Genomic DNA, 23112 nt, shown 5'->3' on the forward strand with positions numbered 1-23112 from the left:
ACCCGTAGTCGGCAGGTTAACCGGTGCAACTGCAATCCTCGTTGGAATACAGAAGCAAAGCTTCCGCAATCTAACCCTCGTGATACGTACATCACCTCACGCGCAAGGCAATCCCATCCAGCGCGTGATTGCTGCATGGAAGCGCGAAATAGTTTCTCCTCCCTACCACAACCGCAACATTAGCCACCGGCCATCGCTCCAACGACCAGAAATGGTTCAGCACCGCTGATAACTTCATCAGGCAGCGGTATATCGGGCGATAGGTGTGAGAGATCTTGACCACACGCGAAAAAGCGGATGAAAGGTCGCCGTTGTTTCGTTACGTGATCGCGAATAGTACCACGTAGCGCTGGATACGTGCGTTCTAGCGCATCCAATAGCGAACGCTGGGTTACTGGCCCGGTAACTTCAATCTGTATTTCGCGGTCAATACGGGCCAGGTTGCTCAGATGGTAAGGCAGTATGATGCGGATCATGGGATAACCTGCACTTCGACCGAGAGAACCGGCGGTAAATGGCTTGCCAGTGATGTCCAGTGCTCACCTTCGTCGGCAGATGCGTAGATTTGTCCGCCGGTTGTACCGAAATAGATTCCGCACGGAGCTAATGTGTCAACTGCCAGTGTCTGCCGGAGCACATTGACGTAGCAGTGGCTTTGCGGTAGACCTGTGCTCAGTGCCTGCCAGCGATACCGTTCACCATCGCGGTGACCCCGATAGACACGAAGTGCGCCTTCAGGGGGAAAGTGTTCTGAGTCGCTTTTGATAGGGACGACAAAGACGGTGTCCGGTTCGTGGGCATGCACTGCAATAGGAAAACCAAAGTCACTGGGAAGATCGTTGCTAATTTCATACCACCACTCACCGGCATTATCGCTACGCATGACATCCCAGTGTTTTTGCATGAATATGACATCAGGACGTGAAGGATGTAGTGCCAGACTGTGAACACAATGCCCCACTTCTGCGGTAGCATCCGGCAATTCGCCTGGCGAGGCTAATCCACGGTTAATCGCTTGCCAGGTCTGGCCGCCATCATCACTACGGAACGCGCCGGCAGCCGAGATGGCAACAAAGATACGATCAGGATTGTGTGGATCGAGCAGAATAGTATGCAGGCAAAGACCTCCAGCACCCGGTTGCCAGAGATGGCCCTTTACTGAACGTAAGCCGGCTAATTCCTGCCAGCTCTGTCCGCCATCAGTTGATCGAAAGAGCGCTGCATCCTCTACACCTGCGTAGACGGTGTCCGGATCGGTGAGCGATGGTTCCAACCGCCAGACACGCTGGAATTGCCAGGGATGCTGACTGCCATCATACCATTGATGGGTTCCCGGAACACCTTCGTAGCGAAACTCGTTGTTCATCGGATGCCAGGTCTGACCCCCATCATCAGAGCGTTGGATAAGTTGTCCGAACCAGCCGTTTGATTGGGAAGCGTATATGCGGTTGTGATCAACCGGTGAGCCTTTGAGATGAAATACTTCCCATCCGGCAAAATACGGGCCGTTGATTTGCCATTGGCTGCGTTTTTCATCCGTGGTCAAGATGAAGGCTCCTTTGCGGGTACCGACCAGCAGGCGTACTGTGCTCATTGTTTTTCCTGTCTTTCGTTCTTCCTGTACCGGCTAACTCCGGCATTCGTAGCGAACCCTCTCGCGTGCAGATGTTCCGAAAATAACCCAATCCCGCTCAACACCGGTGCGGTGCGCATAGGTGACACGTTCACCTCAAACACCCTTTCAATGGTGGCGCTGCCGTTCTGTGCCAGACCGTGCGCCGATTGCAGTGATTCTCCTGTTCACCGCCTCTTACCGGATTGAGTTACCGGTCACTTTGCGCTGATATGTCTGGACAAACCTGATTACGTTCGCGCCGTGACAACCACTGTCCGTGTATCAGTGTTGTTCACCGTACTGCCTTTTTGATCAACGCGCTGATCTGTGCTTCAACGGCTGGGGTTAGCTCCTTTAACGCAAACGCTACCGGCCACATGTCATCCTCGTCAAGATGTGCAGTATCAGTGAAGCCAAGAGTTGCATAGCGGGTTTTGAATTTGTTGGCGCTTTGGAAGAAGCAGATGACACTGCCGTCTCTGGCATATGCCGGCATACCGTACCAGGTTTTCGGTGTCAGCTCTGGGGCAACTGTTTTGATGATGGCATGAATGCGCCCGGCTATCGTGCGATCCGGCTCAGGCATTTCGACAATTCTGGTCAGAACATCACGCTCGCCGTCCGCCTTCCCTTTTTTGGCCTGCCGTTCAGCACGTAGCTCGCGGACACACTCTTGCATTGCCGCCCGCTCTTCGGCGGTGAAGCCTTCGTTTGGTTCTGATGCCATAGTCGCTCGGTTTATTGTACAATAGAATAAATGTTCTGATCGATAATATCACGGCAGGCATATCTTGTCAAGGTGTGATATGTTGTCGTGAGGAGAATCTGCACAAATTCCTCGTTATCTGGCGTCATCTCATATCGTGGGCGATCCGGTGCATCACGGCCTGGCACCAGATATGCGGTGATCCGCGATGATCCAGTGGACTCGCCGGCATGACCCGGATGGACGCAGGGTGCGCCGATGCACGTGATGATGCCGTCAGGCGTGGCACCATCCGCACCCGGCGGTGTTCTTCAGGCGGGATGCGGTGAGAACGGGGATGGCGAAAGGTGACGGATTGGATCGATTGTTGGGCATTGGATTGTATTAGCTTTGATAACAAACTCTGAACTGCCCGTCACACCATCTGGTGCGACGGGCAGTCTCTTCAATCGTGGCGCTCAATCGCTCTGCCACCCCGGCTCTACCGGGGGCGTTGCTCATTTCAAAAACAGGTGGTACGCCGGATTATCACTCTGCTCCTGATACGGGTATCCCAGGCGAGCCAGTGAGGCGTAGAAACGGTCGAGATCGGCATCGGGTACCTGAATGCCGGCCAGTACTCGTCCGTGTGCGCTGCCGTGGTTGCGATAGTGGAAGAGGCTAATGTTCCACGAGGCATCGAGCGACTCGAGAAATTGCAAGAGCGCTCCCGGTCGCTCCGGGAACTCGAAGGTGAAGAGCCGTTCGTCGGTTGCTTCAGGTGCTCGTCCACCAACCATGTGGCGTAGATGAATGATCGCCAGCTCGTCGTTGGTCAGGTCGAGCACTGTATAACCGGCGTTACGCATACGTTCAGCCAGCTCGTGGCGCTGATTGGCATTGGTCAGTTGTACACCCACAAAGACATTGGCTTCGGGGCGCGGTGCGTAGCGGTAGTTGAATTCGGTGATGTTGTGTGGCCCGATCACGCGACAAAATTGCTTGAATGAACCGGGTCGTTCGGGAATAGTGACGGCAAACAACGCCTCACGCCGTTCCCCAATCTCGGCCCGTTCGGCGACGTGGCGCAGACGGTCGAAGTTCATGTTAGCGCCACACGTTAAGGCAACGGCCGGTAGATCGGCCCCTCGTTCAGCGATGTAGTGCTTTAACCCGGCGACGGCCAATGCGCCGGCCGGCTCCATAATTGCCCGTGTATCCTCAAAGACATCTTTGATCGCCGCACAGACCTCATCGGTAGTTATCCGCACAAAATCATCGACGTAGCGCTGGACAATGGCAAAGGTGTGTTCGCCAACCCGCCGTACTGCCACGCCATCGACAAAGATTCCCACCTGATCGAGGGTAACCCGATAGCCGGCCCGGACGCTCTGGTACATCGCGTCGGAGTCATCTGGCTCAACGGCAATAATCTCGATATTGGGATTGATGCTCTTCAAGAAGATTGCAATGCCGGCAATCAGACCGCCTCCACCCACCGGCACGAAGACACGGTATCGTTCGGCACGCATCTGCTGGGAAATCTCAAGCCCAATCGTACCCTGACCGGCAATCACCAACGGGTCATCGTATGGATGGATGAAGGTTAAGCCCAATTCCTGCTGTAAGCGGTAGGCATGCGCTTCAGCGTCGCTATAGCTGTCGCCGTGCAACACGACTTCTGCATTCCGCCGCCGACAGGCTGCAACCTTGATCTCTGGGGTGGTTGCCGGCATAACAATCAGCGTGCGCACACCAAGCTGCTGGCCAGAATAGGCGACACCCTGCGCATGATTGCCGGCAGAGGCCGTGATGACGCCACGTTCTTTCTCGGCAGGACTGAGATGGGCCATGCGGTTATACGCACCACGGAGCTTAAAAGAGAAGATGGGCAACAGATCTTCACGTTTGAAAAAGATCTGTGCTCCCAGGCGGGCACTAAGGAGAGGTGCGGGTTGCAACGGGGTCTCTTTGACGACATCATAGACCCGACTGGTTAGGATGCGTTGAACGTAGGTAAAATCAGGGTTGGGCATCGTTGGTCAGCTCCTGTACACCGCAGACGCGATTGCGCCCCTGTTGTTTGGCCAGATAGAGCGCACGATCAGCGTCGGCAATCAGTGAATGTGGATCGGGATAGACACTTGGATGGAATGATGCAACACCGATGCTGATGGTCGGATTGATCTGTTGACCGTCGATCATAATCGGTGTGGTTGCCAAGAGAGTATGTAAGCGTTTTGCAGCTATCAGCGCCTGTTCGTAGGTGGTTTCTGGTAATATTAAGCCAAATTCTGCCCCCTCATAACGCGCCAATATATCAACATCACGCAGGTGCTGGCGGCAGCGACGTGAGACTTCGCGTAAAAGATGGTCACCGATGATGTGACCATAGCTGTTGTGAATCTGCTGGAAATTATCAATTGCTATCTTAGCGATGCTCATCGGTGTACGGTAACGTCGGGTACGCTCCATTTCCTGGTGTAAAACCTGAAGAAAGTGATGTCGATTCACTAATCCAGTGAGAAAGTCGGTGATAGTTAAAGATTGTACCTGTGCAAAACGAAATGCATTGTGGAGAGCGATGGCAACGGTTGCTGCCAAGAGTTCAAGTGCATTCAAGTCGGTTATCGTGTACGCATCGAAGCGATTGTTCCATACGAGCAGAGCACCAATGATCCGATCACCAACAATGAGTGGAGTTACCATTAACGAGCCTTCAGCCGGATCCCCTTCGATCTCTGGCAGTAACGGTACAGCCGGCTCGGGGATTGCCTGAGCGCCGGAAAGCCGTAATGAGACGCCGAAGCGTAACACATAGCCGGCCAGTCCATAGTGTAATGGTACCTGTTGCGATGCTTGGCGTCCGCTTGGGGTGACGATATGCACATATTCGACCATCCGGTTTTCAGCCGGAACGGCAATTGCAAAACGCTGATGGCTAACCAGTCGCTTCGTAGCGCGATAGATGACTTGATATAATTGCTCGAGATCGAGCGTTGCACTAATCTCGACGCTAGCCTGGTACAGCGCAAAGCGTTCATCGGCATTGCGAATGGCGCGCTGGTATAGGCGAGCATTGTGAAGAGCGATGGCCGTTTGGCGGGCAATGGCCTGGAGGAGCTCACGATCACTTTCATCGAACGGTTCGTTACGCAAACGATACATCGCCAGGATGCCAAGCGGTGTCTTACCGTAAATGATAGGGGTTGCCAGTAACGAATGTACCCCGACCTGTACCAGTTCCGGCAGTGCCGCCGGGTGATCTGCATAATCGGCGATCAGGATTGAGGTTCCCTGATGGACAATCTGCCACATGAGGCCACGGCGTTTTCCGATCACCGGTATAATCAGATCAACCGGCAAATTGACCAGATGCCCCGGCAATAGACGGTCGGTATCCGGGTCATAGATGGGAAGTGCACCGGCATCAGCATTGAGCAGATCCATCGCAAAACGCACAACGTTCTTGAGAACGTGATCGATCTCTAGTTTGTCAGAAAGAGCAAGCGCAATTGCTTCAAGCCGGAGATCGGAGGATTGTTCTGTGGTTGTCTGTTGCAATGAGATTAGCAGACCATATGTCTCGCCGCTCTCGCTCTTCAGACGGTGTTGGTGTATCCAGTACGTGAGTCCGTTGAGCAGGAGGGTATCCTTTTCTGCTCCGTTGATCAAATCGGGTAGCAATGGCAAGAGATAAGGGAGTAATGATTGCGCCGTATCGCTTACTGCCAGAATCTGTCCACTATCTGTGACTAGAATGTATTGTTCAGAAGAGGCTTCATGGTTCATATCACATACCTGCCGAAGCATTGTAGCTCCAAATAGAGGCATGGAGATCAGGGGTTGAGGTGTTCTGATGCTGTGTTGCCGGTCTACTGCCTGCTGTGCTTCCTCTCAACGCAACCTGTTCACTAACAACACCCGAAACCGGTGATCGCAATCCTGGCTTGTCGTTGTAGGTCGGTCAGGCCAGAATCTCAGCCGCTGCGCTAACCACCTGTTCAATATGCGCTGCCTCGATGCCGTAATGGGTCACTGCCCGGATGCTGGTGTTGCTCATACTGCCCATCAGAATACCCCGTGACCGGAGCGCCGCCAGGAAGGCATCTACACTCAGGCGAGGATGGACAAAGGTGAAGCGCACGATGTTGGTCTGTACTTTGCTCAGATCGATCTGGACTCCCGGCAATTCAGCCAGACCGGCGGCCAGCAGGCGGGCATTCGCGTGATCCTCAGCCAGGCGATCAACCATCTCGGTCAAGGCTACGATGCCGGCTGCGGCAATCACCCCAGCCTGACGCATGCCACCACCGAGTATTTTGCGCACCCGACGTACTCGTGCAATGACATCAGCAGGGCCGGCTACTAGCGAACCAATCGGAGCGGATAGTCCTTTCGAGAGGCAAAACATAACCGTATCGACGTGCCTGGTGAGGTCGGTCACCGGTACCCCCAGCGCAACTGCGGCATTGAAGATGCGGGCGCCATCAAGATGGACTGGCAAGCCGTGATCATCGGCGATCCGCCGCACCAGAGAAAGATAATCGGGAGTTAGTACAACTCCACCGCCGCGGTTGTGCGTGTTTTCCAGACAAATAACGCCCGGCGGAGCAAAGTGGGCATCGTCAATGGTAGTTGCTGCCTCGACCAGTTCTGCCAGATCGATGCAGCCGTTGGGATCGGTTGACAGTGGATGGTAGATCAGTCCACCCAATGCACTCGCCCCTCCAGCTTCGTAGTGGTAAATGTGGCTCTCGTTGCCGAGAATCACTCGTTGACCACGCTGACAATGGGCTAGTACGGCAGCTAGGTTCCCCATTGTGCCGCTGACGACGAGTACCGCGGCTTCTTTGCCCACTCGTTCGGCGGCCAGTCGTTCCAGCGCGTTGACTGTGGGGTCTTCGCCATATACATCATCACCCAGTGCTGCTGCACTCATAGCAGCACGCATTGCCGGGCTGGGTAAAGTTACGGTGTCACTGCGTAGATCGATCCGATCAGGTAGTGGATCGGCGAGAGGCAGAGCATAGCCTTGCATGGCCAGAATCCTCCAGGGTACGGGCAATTAAAAATGTTGCTGTCCAATTATAGCACGTGCTACTGCGATGATGGTTGTATGACTGCTCTTGCTGAGCGATGTGTACTCTATGCAACAATGCTATGATTCTTCGTGGTAGAAGGAAACGTGCATACTAAGTACTTGCTGAGCGATGTGTACTCTATGCAACAATGCTATCCCAATTACACCAATCTTTCTCTGTACAGCCAACGCTCGTTAACCTCATTTCAATGCCCTTTTTGCCCAATTGATATGAAACGCAAAGATTTTGCACAATTATTGTCTATATTCCATATTATTGACTCTCATGCTACAATTTACTTGAAGATTCGTAGTTTTGATTCTGCACTACGCTATTCCAGATCACAGACGGCCTCGTCTCAACCTGCTGGTAGGGAGTAATTCTTTGTGAACGTAGTTCCATGTTTGGACTACGTTGTAAGACAACCAGGAGGCAGTCGTGCTAGAGCTATCTCAGCACAAGGCTCAATTGCGTGACTATTTCAACGGTTTGGGCTTTGAACGCTGGTCGGCTATTTACGGGAATGCCCCTCTTTCGCTAGTGAGGCAGAGCATTCGTGACGGTCATAACCGCATGCTGGCGATTGCCGATTCGTGGCTTGACGATCAACCACCACCAACCACTGCTCTCGATGTCGGTTGTGGAGTTGGCCTGTTTAGTCTGATGCTGGCCCGTCGGGGCTATCGGGTTCGGGCTGCTGATATTGCACCGCAAATGGTCGCTGCGACAGCGCAGGCAGTTGCTGAAGCCGGACTGTCTGGTCGAGTTGAGTGCGTCGAGGCCGATATTGAATCGTTATGTGAACCGGCTCAACTTGTCGTCTGTTTTGATGTCTTGATCCACTATCCGCAGCCGGCCTTTGGCCAGCTCTGCGCCCATCTGGCACAGCTTACCGAACATACTCTGCTTCTCACCTACGCTCCCTATAGCACGCTGCTGGCTGCGCTACACCGAATCGGCGGCTGGTTTCCACGTACTCAACGACGCACCGAGATTCAGATGATCCGCGATCACGAGGTGTTTGCGATTCTCAACCGGTCTGGTTTACAGGTACGGCGGGTACAACCAATCCGTAGCCGGTTTTATCACGTTACGTTGATAGAAGCTGTGCGTCTAGTTTCATAAGGTTGTAGTTCAGAAATGTAACTACAGGAGTACACTATGCGACGATTACTAGCATTGCTGGCCCTTGGTGTAGCCGCGTTTGCACTGCACAAGTGGTACAACCGTGAGGTGTTGCTGGAAGGTGAAGGCTTTGTTCGCTTGCAGAGCGAACATGAACATTTCCACTTCCACGTCGATCTGCCACCCGGTATGGAGATTCAACCTGGCGATACGCTCGAAATTATGCATCTTCCGCCGACCGAAGATGGTCGTACGAGCGGCGAGATCTGCTATCGCAGCCCGATCCGGCTCTACAAGGCCAGTGCCCTCCGCCGTTTTCTGACCAAGAAGAGCAGTCTAGTCGAGATTAACGAGCTGGTTGAGCATCCGTAGTGTTGGTGATCGGGCCTTTGGCCCGTGAGACGTCAGGAATTGCCAGATCACAAAGGAGCGCCGAAATGTTCTGGATTAATCCGCTGATGATGGAAATGCCCGGTGAGTTTAGCCGCACGACACGTCATGCGCTGAAGGATGCCGTCCTTTCACCTCGCTTCTACACAACCGATTTTAAGGCCATTGACAAGTTAGAAATCGACCGCAATGGGCTGCGCGACGAGTTCGATTGGATCCGCGACGAGTTTGCCTACGATTACAACCGCACCCACTTCCGCCGCACCGATGAATTTTTGCAGAATTTCGATGATATGCCCGAACGCGATTCCTTTATCGATTTTCTTGAGCGTTCGTGTACTGCCGAGTTCAGCGGTTGTTTGCTCTATGCCGAGATGGTCAAGCATCTGCACGATCCGACGCTGCGGGCCATTTTTAAGTATATGAGTCGCGATGAGGGGCGGCACGCCGGTTTTCTCAACCGCACGATGGCCGATCTGAATGTGGCGCTTGATCTGACGGTGTTGCAGAAGCGCAAGAAGTACACCTATTTCCAACCGAAGTTTATCTTCTATTCTGTCTATCTGTCTGAAAAGATTGGCTACTCGCGCTACATTACTATCTATCGCCACCTCGAACGGCATCCGCAGTACTGCATCCATCCGATCTTCAAGTGGTTTGAGCAGTGGTGTAACGATGAATATCGCCACGGTGAATTCTTTGCCCTGCTGATGCGTTCGCAGCCGGAGATGCTTGAGGGCGCTAATCGGCGCTGGATCCGTTTCTTCTTGCTTGCTGTGTACGCGACGATGTATCTCAACGATGCGCGCCGAGCCAATTTCTACGCTGCACTCGGTCTCGACTGGCGTGACTACGACCAGACAGTGATCCGGCTATGCAACGATATTGCGACTCAGGTCTATCCCGAGACGATGAATCTCGATGATCCGCACTTCTTCGCCTACATGGATAAGCTGGTTGAGTATGATCGGGCGTTGCGAGCGCTGGAGGGCCGGAAAGATCCGATTGCACTGGCCCATTCAGCCCGCCTGAAAGCCGCAATTGCGCTCCGCTTGCTGGCTATCTATCGGTTGCCTACCCGTAAGACGACGGAGACGATTCGCTGGAAGGGTTTGCCCGGCTTCCCCAATTATCCCGGTCCTAACCGTCCGCAGCGTGTGGTAGCAGCCGATTAGGGTCGTCCGTTAGCAGGCTTCCATTGCTGTCGGTACTGGCGGCAGGAATACTTCCTGCCGTCTGGCTCTGGTTTTGTCGCAATTCTGGTTTCACCCGGTACGAGTGATGAGGAAATGCGCATGCACGTTGTGGTGTTAACCATCGATGGTAATCATCGTCCGGCGCTGTTGGCGGCTGCCGAGCGGCTGCGCCGCGATCATAAGGTTGATCTGAGCCTGGCTATCTACGATGCGGCAACATTGAGTAATGCCGCAGGATGGGCGAAACTCGACTACGATCTGGCACGGGCCGATCTGGTGTTCGGGGCGCGCCTATTCAGCGAAGATCTGGTGCGGCCATTGGTCGAGCGATTATCCCATTTTGAACAACCAACGCTGATTATTACCTCAAATCCGGCACTGATCCGCTGTACCCGGATCGGTGGTTTTTCGTTACGGCGCGAAAGCGAGAACGAACCGGGGCCACTCCGTCGTTGGGTGCAGAAGCTCCGTCCGCAGGGTGGTGCAGGCGAGGCTCGGCGTCAATTGGCGATTTTGCGAAATTTAAGTAAGGTGTTGAAAGTTATCCCCGGCACGTCCCGCGATTTGTACACCTACATTACCAGTCATCAATATTGGCTGAATGCCTCGCCAGAGAATCTCTACCGCCTACTTTGCGTGCTTATCGGTCGTTATGGCCCATCGCCGCGTCCAAAGTTGCCACAGCTTGACCCACTAACCTATCCCGATACGGCGATCTACCATCCCGACGCACCTGATCTTTTTACATCATTGAACGATTACTCCCGTTGGCGTGGAAAACGTATACCGTCTGCGGGTAAGGTCGGTATTCTTACCCTGCGGACGGTGGTGCTGAGTGGGAATACCCTACATATTGATGCATTGACCCGTGCTATTGAGGCGCGCGGGTTGGAAGCCCGTGTCGCCTACGCTGCCGGGCTTGATTTGCGCCCACTGCTTAATAAGGAGCTGGCTGATGTCGATCTGCTGGTCAATGCAACGGGGTTTGCGCTGGTTGGTGGCCCGGCCGAGAGCCAGCCTCAGCAGGCCGCCGAGGCATTAACGCGCTTCGACCGTCCATACCTCAGTCTAGTGCCACTGGCGTTTCAACGGATCGATGACTGGCGTGCCGATGATAACGGTCTGGTACCGGTGCAGCAGGCGCTGAGTGTTGCCATTCCCGAACTGGAAGGTGCTACTGAACCGCTGATCTTTGGCGGACCGGCGGCTGATGGTCAGCGCTTTGCACCGGCTCAGGCGGAAATTGACCAGATTGCTGACCGGATTGTGCGCCGGGTGGCTCTACGCCGGATGCCGAATGCCCAGAAGCGGCTGGCAGTGGTGATCTATAACTTTCCCCCGGCTCTGGGCACGGTTGGTACCGCTGCGTATCTCGATGTCTTTGCCAGCCTGTTTCGTTTGTTGCAGGCGTTGGCTGCCGATGGCTATCAGGTTGAGGTGCCGGAAAGCGTTGATGCGTTACGCCATCGCTTACTGGCCGATGGGCCGGCACACGGTGCCGATGCCCACATCGCCGATTGGCTCAGCGCGGATGAGTATCGCCGGCTCTTCCCGGCTTATACCGACATCGAGCCGTACTGGGGATCGGCACCGGGTGATCTCCTACGCGACAATCGTGGCATTCGAATTCTCGGTCGTCAGTTTGGGAATGTCTTCGTCGGGGTGCAACCCAGTTTTGGCTACGAGCGCGACCCGATGCGGTTGTTGCTAGCGAAAGACGCTGCCCCGAATCATGCCTTTGCTGCGTTCTACACCTGGCTGATCCACAAATTCCGCGCCGATGCTGTCATTCATCTTGGCACGCACGGCGCAATGGAGTTTATGCCGGGCAAGCAGGTGGGGTTGAGTGCCCGTTGCTGGCCGCTGCGCCTGATCGGACCCTTGCCCAATTTCTACGTCTACAGTGTGAACAATCCGAGCGAGGCGGCAATTGCGAAGCGGCGAGGTGTGGCCACGCTGGTGAGCTATCTGGTGCCACCGGTGCAGCAGGCAGGTCTGTACAAAGGGCTGCGGACGCTGCGCGATGCAATTGATCAATTTGAGCGTCATCCCGATCCAGCACTGGTGAGCGATATACGCGAGCGGGCAGTACAATTAGGCATTCCAATGGTGACCAGTGGTGATGATTACGCTGATGTTGCCGGTCTCGCCCACGAACTGTTGCGGATCGAGCAGCGCATGATACCTCTCGGTCTGCACGTCCTTGGTCAGGCCCCGGCGCCGGCTGAGCTGGCCGACTTTCTTCTGCTCTACGCGAGTTTACAACCTGATATTGGTTTGCCCGCTTTGATTGCCCGGGGGATGGGGGTTGATTACGCCGATCTATGTGCACGCTTGAATAGCGATCTGGCGGCCCAAAGCCAGCTTCGGCTGATCGAAGAGCGGGGAAGGGCAGCAATGCTGGCCTATGCCGAAGCACCTGATGCCGAGGCTGGCGCCCATGCTGCATCCACTGCACTAGCCGATCTGGTGCCGGCAAGCGCACTACGCCCTCTCTGGCCGAAACTGGCCGAATTGCGTACCGGTCTGTTGACCAATCACGAGCTGCGAAATCTGTTGCACGGTCTGCGTGGCGGTTTTATCCCGCCCTCCCCGAGCAATGATGCAGTCCGCAATCCGGCAGTGCTGCCGACCGGACGGAATCTGTTTGCGCTCGATCCCTACCGGGTGCCTACTCCGGCCGCAATGCAGCGTGGCGAAGCGCTGGCCACTGAACTGATCGAGCGCTTGCGTCGTGAGCAGGGCGGGTTTCCATCCAGCATCGCGATTGTGTTGTGGGGTACCGACAATCTCAAGAGCGATTGTGAAGGTGTCGCGCAGGTGCTGGCACTGATCGGTGCCCGTCCGGTCATCGATGAACTGGGGAATGTGTCCGATGTTGCTTTGCGTCCACTCGCCGAGCTGGGCCGACCCCGGATCGACGTGGTGGTGACGGTGAGCGGTATTTTCCGCGATCTGCTCGGTCATCAGATGCGCCTGATTGATCGGGCAGCGTATCTGGCGGCAACTGCTGATGAGCCGCCAGAGTGGAATTTTGTGCGGGCGCATGCGCTGACCCAAATGGCTGAGACCGGTGTCTCGTTAGCCGAAGCGGCCATTCGCGTCTTCGCCAATGCGCCTGGAAGCTACGGCGCGAATGTCAACTTCCTGGTCGAAAGTGGCACCTGGGAGAATGACGACCAGCTCAGCGACGCCTTTCTATCACGCAAGAGCTTTGTTCGTGCTGCTGATGGGCAATGGCGAGAAGCCCGTAACTTACTAGAAGGAGCGCTGCGTCACGTTCAGGCCACGTTCCAGAACATCGACAGCTTTGAGGTGGGTCTCACGGATATTGACAACTACTACGAAAACCTGGGTGGTATGGCAAAGAGTGTAGCTCGTTTGCGTGGCGAACCGCCGCCGGTGCTGGTTGCCGATGCGATCAGCTCACCCGGCGCCAGTCGTGTGGCCTCGATTGAAACGATGTTGCGCCTCGAAACGCGGGCGAAATTGCTCAATCCGAAGTGGCACGAAGCCATGCTCGCCCACGGCTTTGCCGGTGTGCGCGAGATAGAGGCGCGTGTTGGTCATACCTATGGCTGGAGTGCAACCGCGAATGCGGTAGAAGACTGGGTATATGACGAAATTGCAGCCACCTACGCACTCGATGATGCGATGCGTGAACGGATGGCCGCCCTCAATCCAACTGCGACCGCCGGGGTTGTTCGGCGTCTGCTCGAAGCTGCCGGACGTGGCTTCTGGGCTGCCGATGAAGCAACCCTCAACCGCCTGCAGGAAATCTACCAGGACCTCGAAGATCGACTGGAAGGCATTACCGAAGAGAGGAGTGTAGGATGAGCTGGTTTAAGATGATTCGCCTTGGCATGCTGCACGTTGCGGTGGCGATTAGTCTGGTGCCGATTACCGGTGTCCTTAATCGAATCATGATCCATGAACTCGGTTTGATGGCCAGTATCGTTGCTGCATTGATCATTCTTCCCCACCTCTTCTCCCCAATGCAGGTTTTGATCGGTCAGTTCTCTGATCGCCATCCGTTCTGGGGCTATCGGCGCACTCCGTATATTGCATTAGGCTTACTGCTCTGCATCAGTGGTGCTGCTCTCACACCCTTCGCTGCATTTGCAATGGATGCCAACTTCTGGCCGGGGCTGGCGCTGGCGCTCCTCGTGTTCGGTATCTGGGGAGTGGGTTTCAATACTGCCGTTGTTTCGTACCTCTCATTAGCCAGCGATATGTCACCTGCGCATCTGCGCTCGCGTACCATTGCCGTCATGTGGTTTATGATGATTACGGCGGTGATTGGGACGGCGATTAGCACCGGTCGCGCACTGGAACCCTATTCGCCGGAACGACTGATTGAAGTTTTCGCCATTTGTGCCGGTGTAGCGTTGACGATTGGTGCACTCGGTTTAGTCGGTCTTGAGACGCGCAATGCAATCCCGCTGAGTCACGAAGAACGCTATTCGGCTGCCGAGTCGGTGCGGACAGTGGTCCGTGATCCGCTTGCGCGCCGGTTCTTCGTCTATCTGATGTTTATGCTGGCCGCTATTCTTGGTCAGGATGTCCTGCTCGAACCGTATGGCGCCCAGGCGTTTGGGATGGATGTGCGATCAACAACCCAATTGACCGCCGTCTGGGGTGGGGCAACGCTCCTTGCTCTGCTGCTGCATGGTGTTGTATTCAGCCACTGGCTCAGCAACAAGCGTGGCGCAATGATCGGCGGCTCGATTGCGGCGATTGGTCTAACCTTGATCGCACTCAGCGGCATCTTGCATATCGAGCCGTTGTTTGTTCCGGCGATTGCGCTGCTCGGTTTTGGTACCGGCATTGCAACAGCAACCAATCTGGCCCTGATGCTCGATATGACAACACCGCAACAGGTTGGCCTCTTCATCGGCGCCTGGGGTGTTGCCGATGCCGCTGCTCGTGGTTTGGGCAACTTGCTGGCCGGCGTGATCCGTGATCTCGCGGCTCTGGTGGTGGGTTCTACCGGTGCATATGCCACCGTCTTTTTGATTGAAGCGCTTATCCTCTGTACGGCACTGGTCATGCTACGGGCAATTGATGTGAGTGCCTTCCGTAGCCAGCGCCGTGAGTTGGGACAGTTGGTTGCTGCAATGAGTGATGCATAGAAAAATATAGAAATACGCAGATTTTGCAACTATTTGCAGTATAATAATATAGCCCGTGTCAACGCGAAGGAGCGTCGGCGCAGGCAGGAGGGTCTTTTGCCGCCATCCGCCTTTCCTGAATATACAATGGTTCACCATTTGTTGCCGTGAGCATTTTGCAAAGCAAAGGATCAGGAGTATGAATCTGTTCCTTGCCGGTCTCGATCATACGACTGCGCCGGTTGAGATTCGCGAACAACTTGCCTTTAGTCAGACTGATTTGCCTTCAGCCCTGATGCAATTGACCAGTTCAGAAACCGGCACGCCGCCACTCTTTGCCGAGGCCGTGATTCTTTCGACCTGCAATCGAGTTGAATTGTACGGTGTAACGAACCCTGGAACGACGGCCCAACACGTTGTCGATTTTCTGGCAACCTTTCATCAGCGCCCAGCCGCGAGCTTTGTCCACACGCTCTATTTTTACCAGGGTGAAGCCGTTGCCCGTCATTTGTGTGCAACTGCCGCCGGGTTACGTTCCCTGGTTTTGGGTGAGGCCCAAATTCAGGGTCAGGTGCGCAATGCCTACGAAGCGGCGCAACGGATCGGCAGTGTCGGTTCGATCTTGCACCGTCTGTTTCAGATTGCTCTGGTCGCCGGGAAGCGGGTGCGCCACGAAACGACGATCGGGAAAGGGGCGGCGAGTGTTTCGCAGGCCGGGGTTGAGCTTGCCCGTCGTCGGCTAGGTGATCTACGGGGCCGTGAGGTGTTGTTGATTGGCGGCGGTGAGGTGAGCGAGCTGGCCGCCCAGAATCTGATCGCCAATGGTGCTGATCGATTGACGATTGTCAATCGCACGTCGGTGCGTGCTGCCGCCCTGGCCGAACGCTACGGTGCCGAGATGCTTGATTTTGGCGCTCTACCCCAGGCGTTGGCACGTGCTGACATTGTCATCAGCTCGACCGCAGCACCGGTACCGATTATTTATCGCCATCACGTGGCTGAAGCGATTGCCCATAAACAGCGGGCACGCGCCTGTGGTGAGTGTGATCCGCCGACGATGTTATTGATCGATCTGGCCGTGCCCCGCGACATTGCGGCTGATGTCGCCCAGATTCCCGGTGTGCATCTCTTCACGGTTGATGATCTGCGTGAGGTTGTGAGTCATACGATTGAGTTGCGGAGCGCAGTACTGGAGATTGCCCAACAGATCGTTGAAGAGCAGGTGCAGGAATTCATGTCCTGGATGCGAACCCAGGAGGCTCTACCGGTACTGACGATGTTACGCCAGCGGGCTGAGGAGGTACGGAACGAGGAACTGACCCGTGCCTTGCGTCGCTTGCACGATCTCTCACCCGAACAGCGGGCAGTGATTGAAGGGTTGTCGCGGAGTATCGTGAACAAGCTGTTGCACCCGCCTACCCGTTGCCTGCGCGAAGCCGCCGCGCATGGTCAGGGCAAACGCTATGCTTCCATTCTGGCCGAACTCTTTAATCTGGAGCATTGAGAGGAGTTATGGCACGTTTATTGCTTGGTACGCGTGGTTCGGCACTTGCCCGTGTTCAGTCCGAGTGGGTTGCCGACGCGCTCCGCACGGCCTTTCCCTCATTAGAGGTAGAGCTGCGGATTATTTCGACCACCGGTGACCGGGTGCTCGATGTGGCCTTGTCAGCGGTCGGTGATAAAGGTCTATTTGTGAAAGAACTTGAGCATGCCTTGCTGGCTGGCGAGGTTGATCTGTGCGTGCATAGCGCAAAAGATATGCCGACGGTGACCCCAGATGGTCTGCTGTTGGCGGCGTTTCCGGTGCGCGTTGATCCGCGTGATGTGCTGGTTGTCCGTCAGTCCGGTTTGGGCACCGATCTCGCTTCGTTGCCTGCCGGTGCACGGGTGGGTACGTCAAGCCTGCGGCGAACCAGTCAGGTACGTCATCATCGGCCCGATCTGCAATTGATGGACGTTCGGGGCAATGTTGATACGCGCCTGCGTAAACTGGCCTCCGGTCAGTACGATGCCCTCATTCTGGCTGCAGCCGGGTTGCGGCGTCTAGGTTTGTGGGATGGCACCCCCGGTGCACAGATTGGGGAAGCGGTTGTGTATCCGCTTGAGCCATCGGTGATGCTACCGGCGGTGGCGCAGGGTATTCTGGCTATCGAGACTCGCGCCGATGATGAAGCAACGCGCACGCTGGTGGAGTCACTTGACAATCCGGCGGCCAGATCGGCGGCACTCGCTGAACGTGCGCTGTTGCGTCGCCTGGAAGGTGGCTGTCAGATTCCGGTGGCAGCGCACGCGGTTGTGACCGATACCGGTATGCATCTGCGTGGAATGGTTGGTACACTCGATGGCAGGCTGGTATTTGCCGAACAGACTGGCGAGTCGGCTCAGGCCGAGGCGTTGGGAGTGGCGGTTGCCGAAGAATTGCTGGCTCGCGGTGGTGATACGATTCTCACCGCTATCCGGCATCAGTTGGAGGCACGACGATGAGGGGATTGGTTGGTCGTCGAATCGCCATCACGCGCCCAGCCGGACGTGGTGATACGCTGGCTGCACACTTGCAGGCACTCGGTGCGATTCCACTTCTGACGCCACTGATTGCGTATACGCCGCCTCCCGATCCGACACCGTTGCAACAGTCGCTCAATTGCCTGGCTGCTGGTGCGTATCACTGGCTGGTCGTAACCAGCCGACAAACGGTGCAGGCATTGGCCGATGCCACAATTCCCGAGACTACCGCTATTGCTGCGGTCGGTAAAGCGACTGCCGGCGATTGTCGGCGCGTATGGGGGCGCGAACCTACAGTTGTTCCTGATACTGAGATCGGCAGTGCCTTGCCAGCGATCATGGGGCAGCTTGCCGGGAAGCGTGTCTTTTTGCCCTGCGCGGATATTGCTCCACCGACTCTCACTGAAGCGCTTCGCGCTGCCGGTGCCGACGTTGATCGGGTTACCGCCTATTGCACCGTGGCTGGCCCTGGCCTTGCCGATTTGCAACGTATGATCGATGACGGTGCGATTGACGCTATCGTGCTCGCCAGTGGTTCGGCAGTTCGCCAGTTGCAGCAGCTTCACGTACCGACCGGCCTGCCGCCACTGGTCTGCATTGGCCCCAGCACGGCTGCCGTTTGCGCTGATCTGGGTCTCCCCATTGCGGGTATTGCCGAACGTCCAAACGACGATGCGCTGATTGCTGTGCTTGAACAGGTTTTTACACCGTATTGTGAAGTGAAGGAGTAAGGCTGTGGATGTGCTCTCTCGTCATACACCGGCTACGAATGGTACAACGACACAGGTACCAACGCCGGTTCACCGTCCGCGTCGGTTGCGGATCAGTCCGGCCATGCGCGATCTGGTGCGCGAAACTCGCCTGACACCGGCCCAGTTGATTGCCCCGATCTTTGTCCGTCACGGTCATAACCTGCGCAATCCGATTGCCTCGATGCCCGGTCAGTACCAGATGTCACCCGACCAGGCTGCTCGTGAAGTACGCGAGCTGGCGGCGCTCGGGATTCGGGCCGTGCTCCTGTTTGGGATTCCGGCCCACAAGGATCCGTGTGGTAGTGAGAATGCCGACCCGGCGGGGATTGTGCCCCAGGCGATCCAGGCCATCAAAGCCGAAGTGCCCGGAATGATGGTTATCAGCGATATGTGCTTCTGTGAGTACACCGATCACGGTCACTGCGGTGTGCTCAATACACCGACCCGCGAAGATTTTCAACCGCAGTTGGGGGAAGGGTACCTGCTAAACGATCCAACACTGGCGCTGTTGGCCGAAGCATCGGTAGTGCATGCCCGTGCCGGGGCTGATATTATTGCCCCTTCTGGCATGATCGATGGCATGGTGGCGGCGATTCGCTCGGCGCTGGACGCTGCGGGACTGAGCCATACCGCGATCATGAGCTATGCCGCAAAGTATGCCAGCGGTTTTTATGGCCCCTTCCGCGATGCTGCCGAAAGTCCTCCTCAGTTCGGTGATCGTAGCCAGTACCAGATGGATCCGGCCAATGCCCGTGAAGCACTGCGTGAAGTCGATCTCGATGTGGCGGAGGGGGCAGATATCCTGATGGTTAAACCGGCACTCGCCTATCTCGACATTATCCGGCAAGTGCGCGACCGCCATACATTGCCGCTGGCAGCGTATCAGGTGAGCGGCGAGTACAGTATGGTGAAGGCCGCAGCATTACAGGGCTGGCTCGACGAACAGCGGATTGCTTTGGAGATGCTGACCGCCATTCGACGCGCCGGCGCTGACATGATTATTACCTATTGGGCCAGAGAAGCCGCCGAATGGCTTGGATGACTGGTGCTGAGCGAGGTCTTCAATCCGCGCCCAGCAGCGTCAACGCGGGGGACGGGATTGCACCACCGAGGCACAGCAGACACAGAGATAACTAAAAAACCTCTGTGCCCCCCGTGTCTCTGTGGTGACCCAACCCGCCATTGTAAAGATTGAGAGGAGTGCAATGCGAGATCGTTTTCTGCGCGCCTGTCGTCGTCAGCCGGTTGATCGTACACCGATCTGGTTAATGCGCCAGGCTGGACGTTACATGCCGGAATACCGGGCCATCCGCGAGCGCTATGGCTTTTTGCAGATGGTTAAAACCCCAGAAGTTGCCGCCGAAGTGACCCTTCAGCCTGTGCAGGCATTTGGAGTTGATGCGGCAATTATCTTTGCCGATATTTTGCCCCCACTCGAGGGGTTAGGTTTACAGCTCACGTATGAAAAAGGGGAAGGACCGGTCATCCACAACCCGATCCGCAGCCCGCGTGATGTCAGTGTATTACGCTCGTGCGATCCGCGCGAGACGGTTGCCTATACCCTGGCTGCTCTGCAACTTGTCAAGCGGGAGCTGAACGGTTTACCGCTCATCGGGTTCAGCGGTGCGCCATTCACACTCGCCAGCTACGCTATTGAAGGTGGTGGATCGCGCGAATATCGGCTTACCAAGCGCTTTATGTACGAGCAACCGGTAGCGTGGCACGATCTGATGGAACGTCTCAGCCGGTTAGTTGCCGACTATCTTATTGCTCAGATCGAAGCCGGCGCCGACGCGGTCCAGATTTTTGATAGCTGGGCCGGTGCTCTCGCGCCTGCCGACTACCGGGCGTATGTGCTCCGCCATACCCAGGCGCTCGTGCAAACAATCCGCGCCCGTTTCGGCGACGCAACACCACCAATTATCTACTTTGGTACCGATATGGCCGGCCTGGCCGGTGAAGTGCGCCAGATTGGAGCCGATGTACTCGGTGTTGATTGGCGGATTGATCTTGATGTGGCCTGGGCGCAGTACGGATTCAATCATGCGGTTCAGGGCAATCTCGATCCGATGACCCTCTTTGCACCGCCGTCGGTCATTGCCGCTCGTGCCCGTGATATTCTGGAACGGGCCGGCGGACGTCCGGGACATATCTTTAATCTCGGTCACGGCATTCTCACCGAAACACCGGTTGATCACGTGCGCTATCTGGTCGAGTTTGTCCAATCGTATCCGCTCCCAGCTACTGCTCCCGTCCTTCAGGAGGTTGTGTAATGAGTGTTGTAACCGAACGCTACAGCCGTTCGCAGGCCGATTATGCTGCTGCCCGAGAAGTGATTCCTGGTGGTGTAAATTCGCCGGTGCGGGCTTTTCGAGGGGTTGGTGGAACACCTATCTTCTTTGAGCGCGGACAGGGCGCCTATGTGTGGGATGTCGATGGCAACCGCTACATCGACTACGTGCTCTCGTGGGGGCCGCTCCTGCTCGGTCACGCCCATCCTGCGGTGGTCGAGGAAATTACCCTTCAGGTGCAACGGGGTACCAGCTTCGGCGCACCAACCGAGCTGGAGACCGAACTTGCCCGGCTGGTGATCGAACTGGTGCCTTCGATTGAACAGATTCGCTTTGTCAACAGCGGCACCGAGGCAACGATGAGCGCACTGCGTCTGGCTCGTGCTGCCACCGGTCGCCGCCTGATTGTCAAGTTCAACGGTTGCTACCACGGCCATGCCGATATGCTGCTGGTGCAGGCGGGAAGTGGGGTGGCGACCCTTGGCCTGCCTGATAGTCCCGGTGTTCCGCCATCGGTGGCTGCCGAGACCATCACCATCGAGTACAACGACCTCGATGCGGCGGCGGCGTTGTTTGCCAACCGTGGTGCCGAGATTGCAGCAGTGATTGTTGAACCTATTGCCGCCAATATGGGTTTTGTGCTGCCTAAACCTGGCTTCCTGAGTGGGTTGCGTGAACTGACCCAGATCCACGGCGCGATCTTCATTCTCGACGAAGTGATGACCGGTTTCCGGGTGGCGGCGGGTGGTGCGCAGGCGCTGTGGGGCCTTGATCCCGATCTGACCTGCCTAGGGAAGGTCATCGGCGGCGGTTTACCGGTAGGTGCCTATGCCGGCAAACGGCAGTTTATGCAACTGGTTGCGCCTGCCGGGCCGATGTATCAGGCCGGTACCCTAAGTGGCAATCCTCTGGCGATGACCGCCGGTCTGACGACCCTCCGTACCGCTTTTGGCGGGGATGCCCGTGCCTTCCAGCAGGCAGTCACCCGCACTACCCGGCTTGCCGATGGCCTGCGCATGCTCGGCGAACGCTATCACATTCCGGTGCAGGTTGGCCATGTCGGCACTATGTTCGGCTGCTACTTTTTGCGTCAAGAGGGGAGCCAGATCACCAGCTATGCCGAAGCAAAAGCCTACGCCGATCCCCAGCGCTACGCCCGTTTCTTCTGGGCGATGGCTGATCAGGGCATCTATCTGGCCCCGTCACAGTTTGAGGCCGGTTTCCTCAGCACTGCGCACACCGATGCAGACATCGATGAAACCCTGGCGGCGGCAGAAGTGGCGTTTGCTGGACTGGTATCGTCGGCGGAATGAGGAGATTACATATGACAATCACTGATACCCGTACCATTGTACACGATCTGATGCGGAGTGGTCAGCAGCGGTTATGCGCCGCCTTTGCAGAGATCGATCAGCGTGCTCAGTTTGTCGCCGAGAGTTGGGAGCGGCCGGGTGGTGGTGGCGGCACCGCACGGGTGATGACTGAAGGGGCTGTCTTTGAGCGGGCCGGTGTCAATATCTCGGCGGTCTATGGTGCCGAAGTGCCACCCAGCATCTGGCAACACCGCCCCTCAACTCGTGGTCAGCCCTATTTTGCAACCGGCATCTCGATGGTGCTTCACCCGCGCAACCCCTACGTACCGGCGTTTCACGCCAATTTTCGCTACTTTGAAGCCGGCGATGACTGGTGGTTTGGCGGGGGGATGGATCTCACCCCTAGCTATGGCTTCGCTGAAGATGCCCGCCATTTTCACGTAACGTTACGCGACTACTGTGACCGCCATCCGATTGCCGACTATCGCGAAATGAAGGCGACCTGCGATAACTACTTCTTCCTCAAACATCGCAACGAAATGCGAGGGATTGGTGGTATCTTCTTCGACGATCTGCATCCTGCCGGCGACGATGGCTTCGAGCGCGCCTTCGCTTTCGTGAGTGATGGTATTAACACCATCCTCGACGCCTACCTGCCAATCGTTCGTCGTCGTATGAACACTCCATACGGTGAACGCGAACGCATGTGGCAACTTTACCGTCGTGGGCGCTATGTCGAATTCAACCTGATTTACGACCGTGGCACTCTCTTTGGGCTGCAAACCGGGGGCAACATCGAGGCGATTTTAATGTCATTACCACCGCTGGCGCGCTGGCAATTCAAATACCAGCCCGAACCCGGTTCACCGGAAGCAGCGATGGCCGAATTTCTCAAGCCACGTGACTGGGCGGAGGAGTAGCTGTGTGTTTATACCACACTGCATATCTGACAGCATACTGGTAGATTGCCCAGACCGCTCCCAATTCGTCGGCCCACAATCCATACTTGTTACCTACACGCAAGGGCGACCAACCGGTCGCCCTTGCA

18 protein-coding genes are annotated in these 23112 nt (G+C 56.2%); 12 read left to right on the plus strand and 6 right to left on the minus strand.

Features of this window, described 5'->3' with window-relative positions:
* Positions 1-179: 179 nt before the first annotated feature.
* From VAE55_RS17005 to ltaE, 6 genes are all read right to left on the minus strand, one after another.
* The gene (locus VAE55_RS17005) at positions 180-476 is read right to left on the minus strand and encodes a MoaD/ThiS family protein (protein ID WP_012258441.1); all 297 of its coding nucleotides are present in this window, start codon (positions 474-476) and stop codon (positions 180-182) included.
* Positions 473-1594, minus strand: coding sequence for an exo-alpha-sialidase (locus VAE55_RS17010; RefSeq protein ID WP_322816912.1), 1122 nt, complete (start codon positions 1592-1594; stop codon positions 473-475). Before VAE55_RS17010 ends, VAE55_RS17005 begins: the two co-directional genes overlap by 4 nt.
* 313 nt (positions 1595-1907) lie before the next feature.
* Positions 1908-2342 (minus strand): DUF1801 domain-containing protein, encoded by a 435-nt coding sequence (locus VAE55_RS17015; RefSeq protein WP_322816913.1) that lies wholly within the window; start codon positions 2340-2342, stop codon positions 1908-1910.
* A gap of 476 nt (positions 2343-2818) precedes the next feature.
* A complete protein-coding gene (ilvA, locus tag VAE55_RS17020) occupies positions 2819-4336 on the minus strand; it encodes a threonine ammonia-lyase, biosynthetic (RefSeq protein ID WP_322816914.1) in 1518 nt (505 codons plus the stop codon).
* Positions 4323-6092, minus strand: a complete 1770-nt coding sequence (locus VAE55_RS17025) for a sensor domain-containing diguanylate cyclase (protein WP_322816915.1) — start codon at positions 6090-6092, stop codon at positions 4323-4325. The genes ilvA and VAE55_RS17025 overlap by 14 nt, the downstream gene beginning before the upstream one ends.
* Positions 6093-6267: 175 nt before the next feature.
* Positions 6268-7341, minus strand: a complete 1074-nt coding sequence (ltaE, locus tag VAE55_RS17030; RefSeq protein WP_322816916.1) for a low-specificity L-threonine aldolase — start codon at positions 7339-7341, stop codon at positions 6268-6270.
* A 481-nt stretch (positions 7342-7822) separates the two neighbouring features.
* Between ltaE and bchM the strand changes: the two genes are divergently transcribed.
* From bchM to hemF, 12 genes are all read left to right on the plus strand, one after another.
* A complete protein-coding gene (gene bchM, locus VAE55_RS17035) occupies positions 7823-8509 on the plus strand; it encodes a magnesium protoporphyrin IX methyltransferase (RefSeq protein WP_322816917.1) in 687 nt (228 codons plus the stop codon).
* A 36-nt stretch (positions 8510-8545) separates the two neighbouring features.
* On the plus strand, positions 8546-8881 hold the full coding sequence (locus tag VAE55_RS17040) for a hypothetical protein (protein WP_322816918.1): 336 nt from the start codon (positions 8546-8548) through the stop codon (positions 8879-8881).
* A 65-nt stretch (positions 8882-8946) separates the two neighbouring features.
* A complete protein-coding gene (gene acsF / locus VAE55_RS17045; protein WP_322816919.1) occupies positions 8947-10074 on the plus strand; it encodes a magnesium-protoporphyrin IX monomethyl ester (oxidative) cyclase in 1128 nt (375 codons plus the stop codon).
* An 84-nt stretch (positions 10075-10158) separates the two neighbouring features.
* A complete protein-coding gene (locus tag VAE55_RS17050) occupies positions 10159-13932 on the plus strand; it encodes a magnesium chelatase subunit H (protein ID WP_322816932.1) in 3774 nt (1257 codons plus the stop codon).
* Positions 13929-15227 (plus strand): BCD family MFS transporter, encoded by a 1299-nt coding sequence (locus tag VAE55_RS17055; RefSeq protein ID WP_322816920.1) that lies wholly within the window; start codon positions 13929-13931, stop codon positions 15225-15227. Before VAE55_RS17050 ends, VAE55_RS17055 begins: the two co-directional genes overlap by 4 nt.
* Before the next feature lie 178 nt (positions 15228-15405).
* Positions 15406-16710 carry a glutamyl-tRNA reductase gene (gene hemA, locus VAE55_RS17060; protein WP_322816921.1) on the plus strand — a complete coding sequence of 435 codons (1305 nt, stop codon included), beginning with the start codon at positions 15406-15408 and terminating at the stop codon, positions 16708-16710.
* A gap of 8 nt (positions 16711-16718) precedes the next feature.
* Positions 16719-17690, plus strand: a complete 972-nt coding sequence (hemC, locus tag VAE55_RS17065) for a hydroxymethylbilane synthase (RefSeq protein ID WP_322816922.1) — start codon at positions 16719-16721, stop codon at positions 17688-17690.
* Positions 17687-18439: a uroporphyrinogen-III synthase gene (locus VAE55_RS17070; RefSeq protein ID WP_322816923.1), complete on the plus strand. Its 753-nt coding sequence runs from the start codon at positions 17687-17689 to the stop codon at positions 18437-18439. Before hemC ends, VAE55_RS17070 begins: the two co-directional genes overlap by 4 nt.
* Positions 18440-18443: 4 nt before the next feature.
* Positions 18444-19502, plus strand: a complete 1059-nt coding sequence (gene hemB, locus VAE55_RS17075; RefSeq protein ID WP_322816924.1) for a porphobilinogen synthase — start codon at positions 18444-18446, stop codon at positions 19500-19502.
* 163 nt (positions 19503-19665) lie between these two features.
* On the plus strand, positions 19666-20733 hold the full coding sequence (gene hemE, locus VAE55_RS17080; protein ID WP_322816925.1) for a uroporphyrinogen decarboxylase: 1068 nt from the start codon (positions 19666-19668) through the stop codon (positions 20731-20733).
* Entirely contained in the window at positions 20733-22064 is a 1332-nt protein-coding gene (hemL, locus tag VAE55_RS17085) for a glutamate-1-semialdehyde 2,1-aminomutase (protein WP_322816926.1), read from the plus strand. Before hemE ends, hemL begins: the two co-directional genes overlap by 1 nt.
* Positions 22065-22075: 11 nt before the next feature.
* Positions 22076-22984 (plus strand): oxygen-dependent coproporphyrinogen oxidase, encoded by a 909-nt coding sequence (gene hemF, locus VAE55_RS17090; RefSeq protein WP_322816927.1) that lies wholly within the window; start codon positions 22076-22078, stop codon positions 22982-22984.
* The last annotated feature ends 128 nt before the right edge of the window (positions 22985-23112 follow it).

It is taken from the genome of Chloroflexus sp., from assembly GCF_034432675.1.
Taxonomy (GTDB): domain Bacteria; phylum Chloroflexota; class Chloroflexia; order Chloroflexales; family Chloroflexaceae; genus Chloroflexus.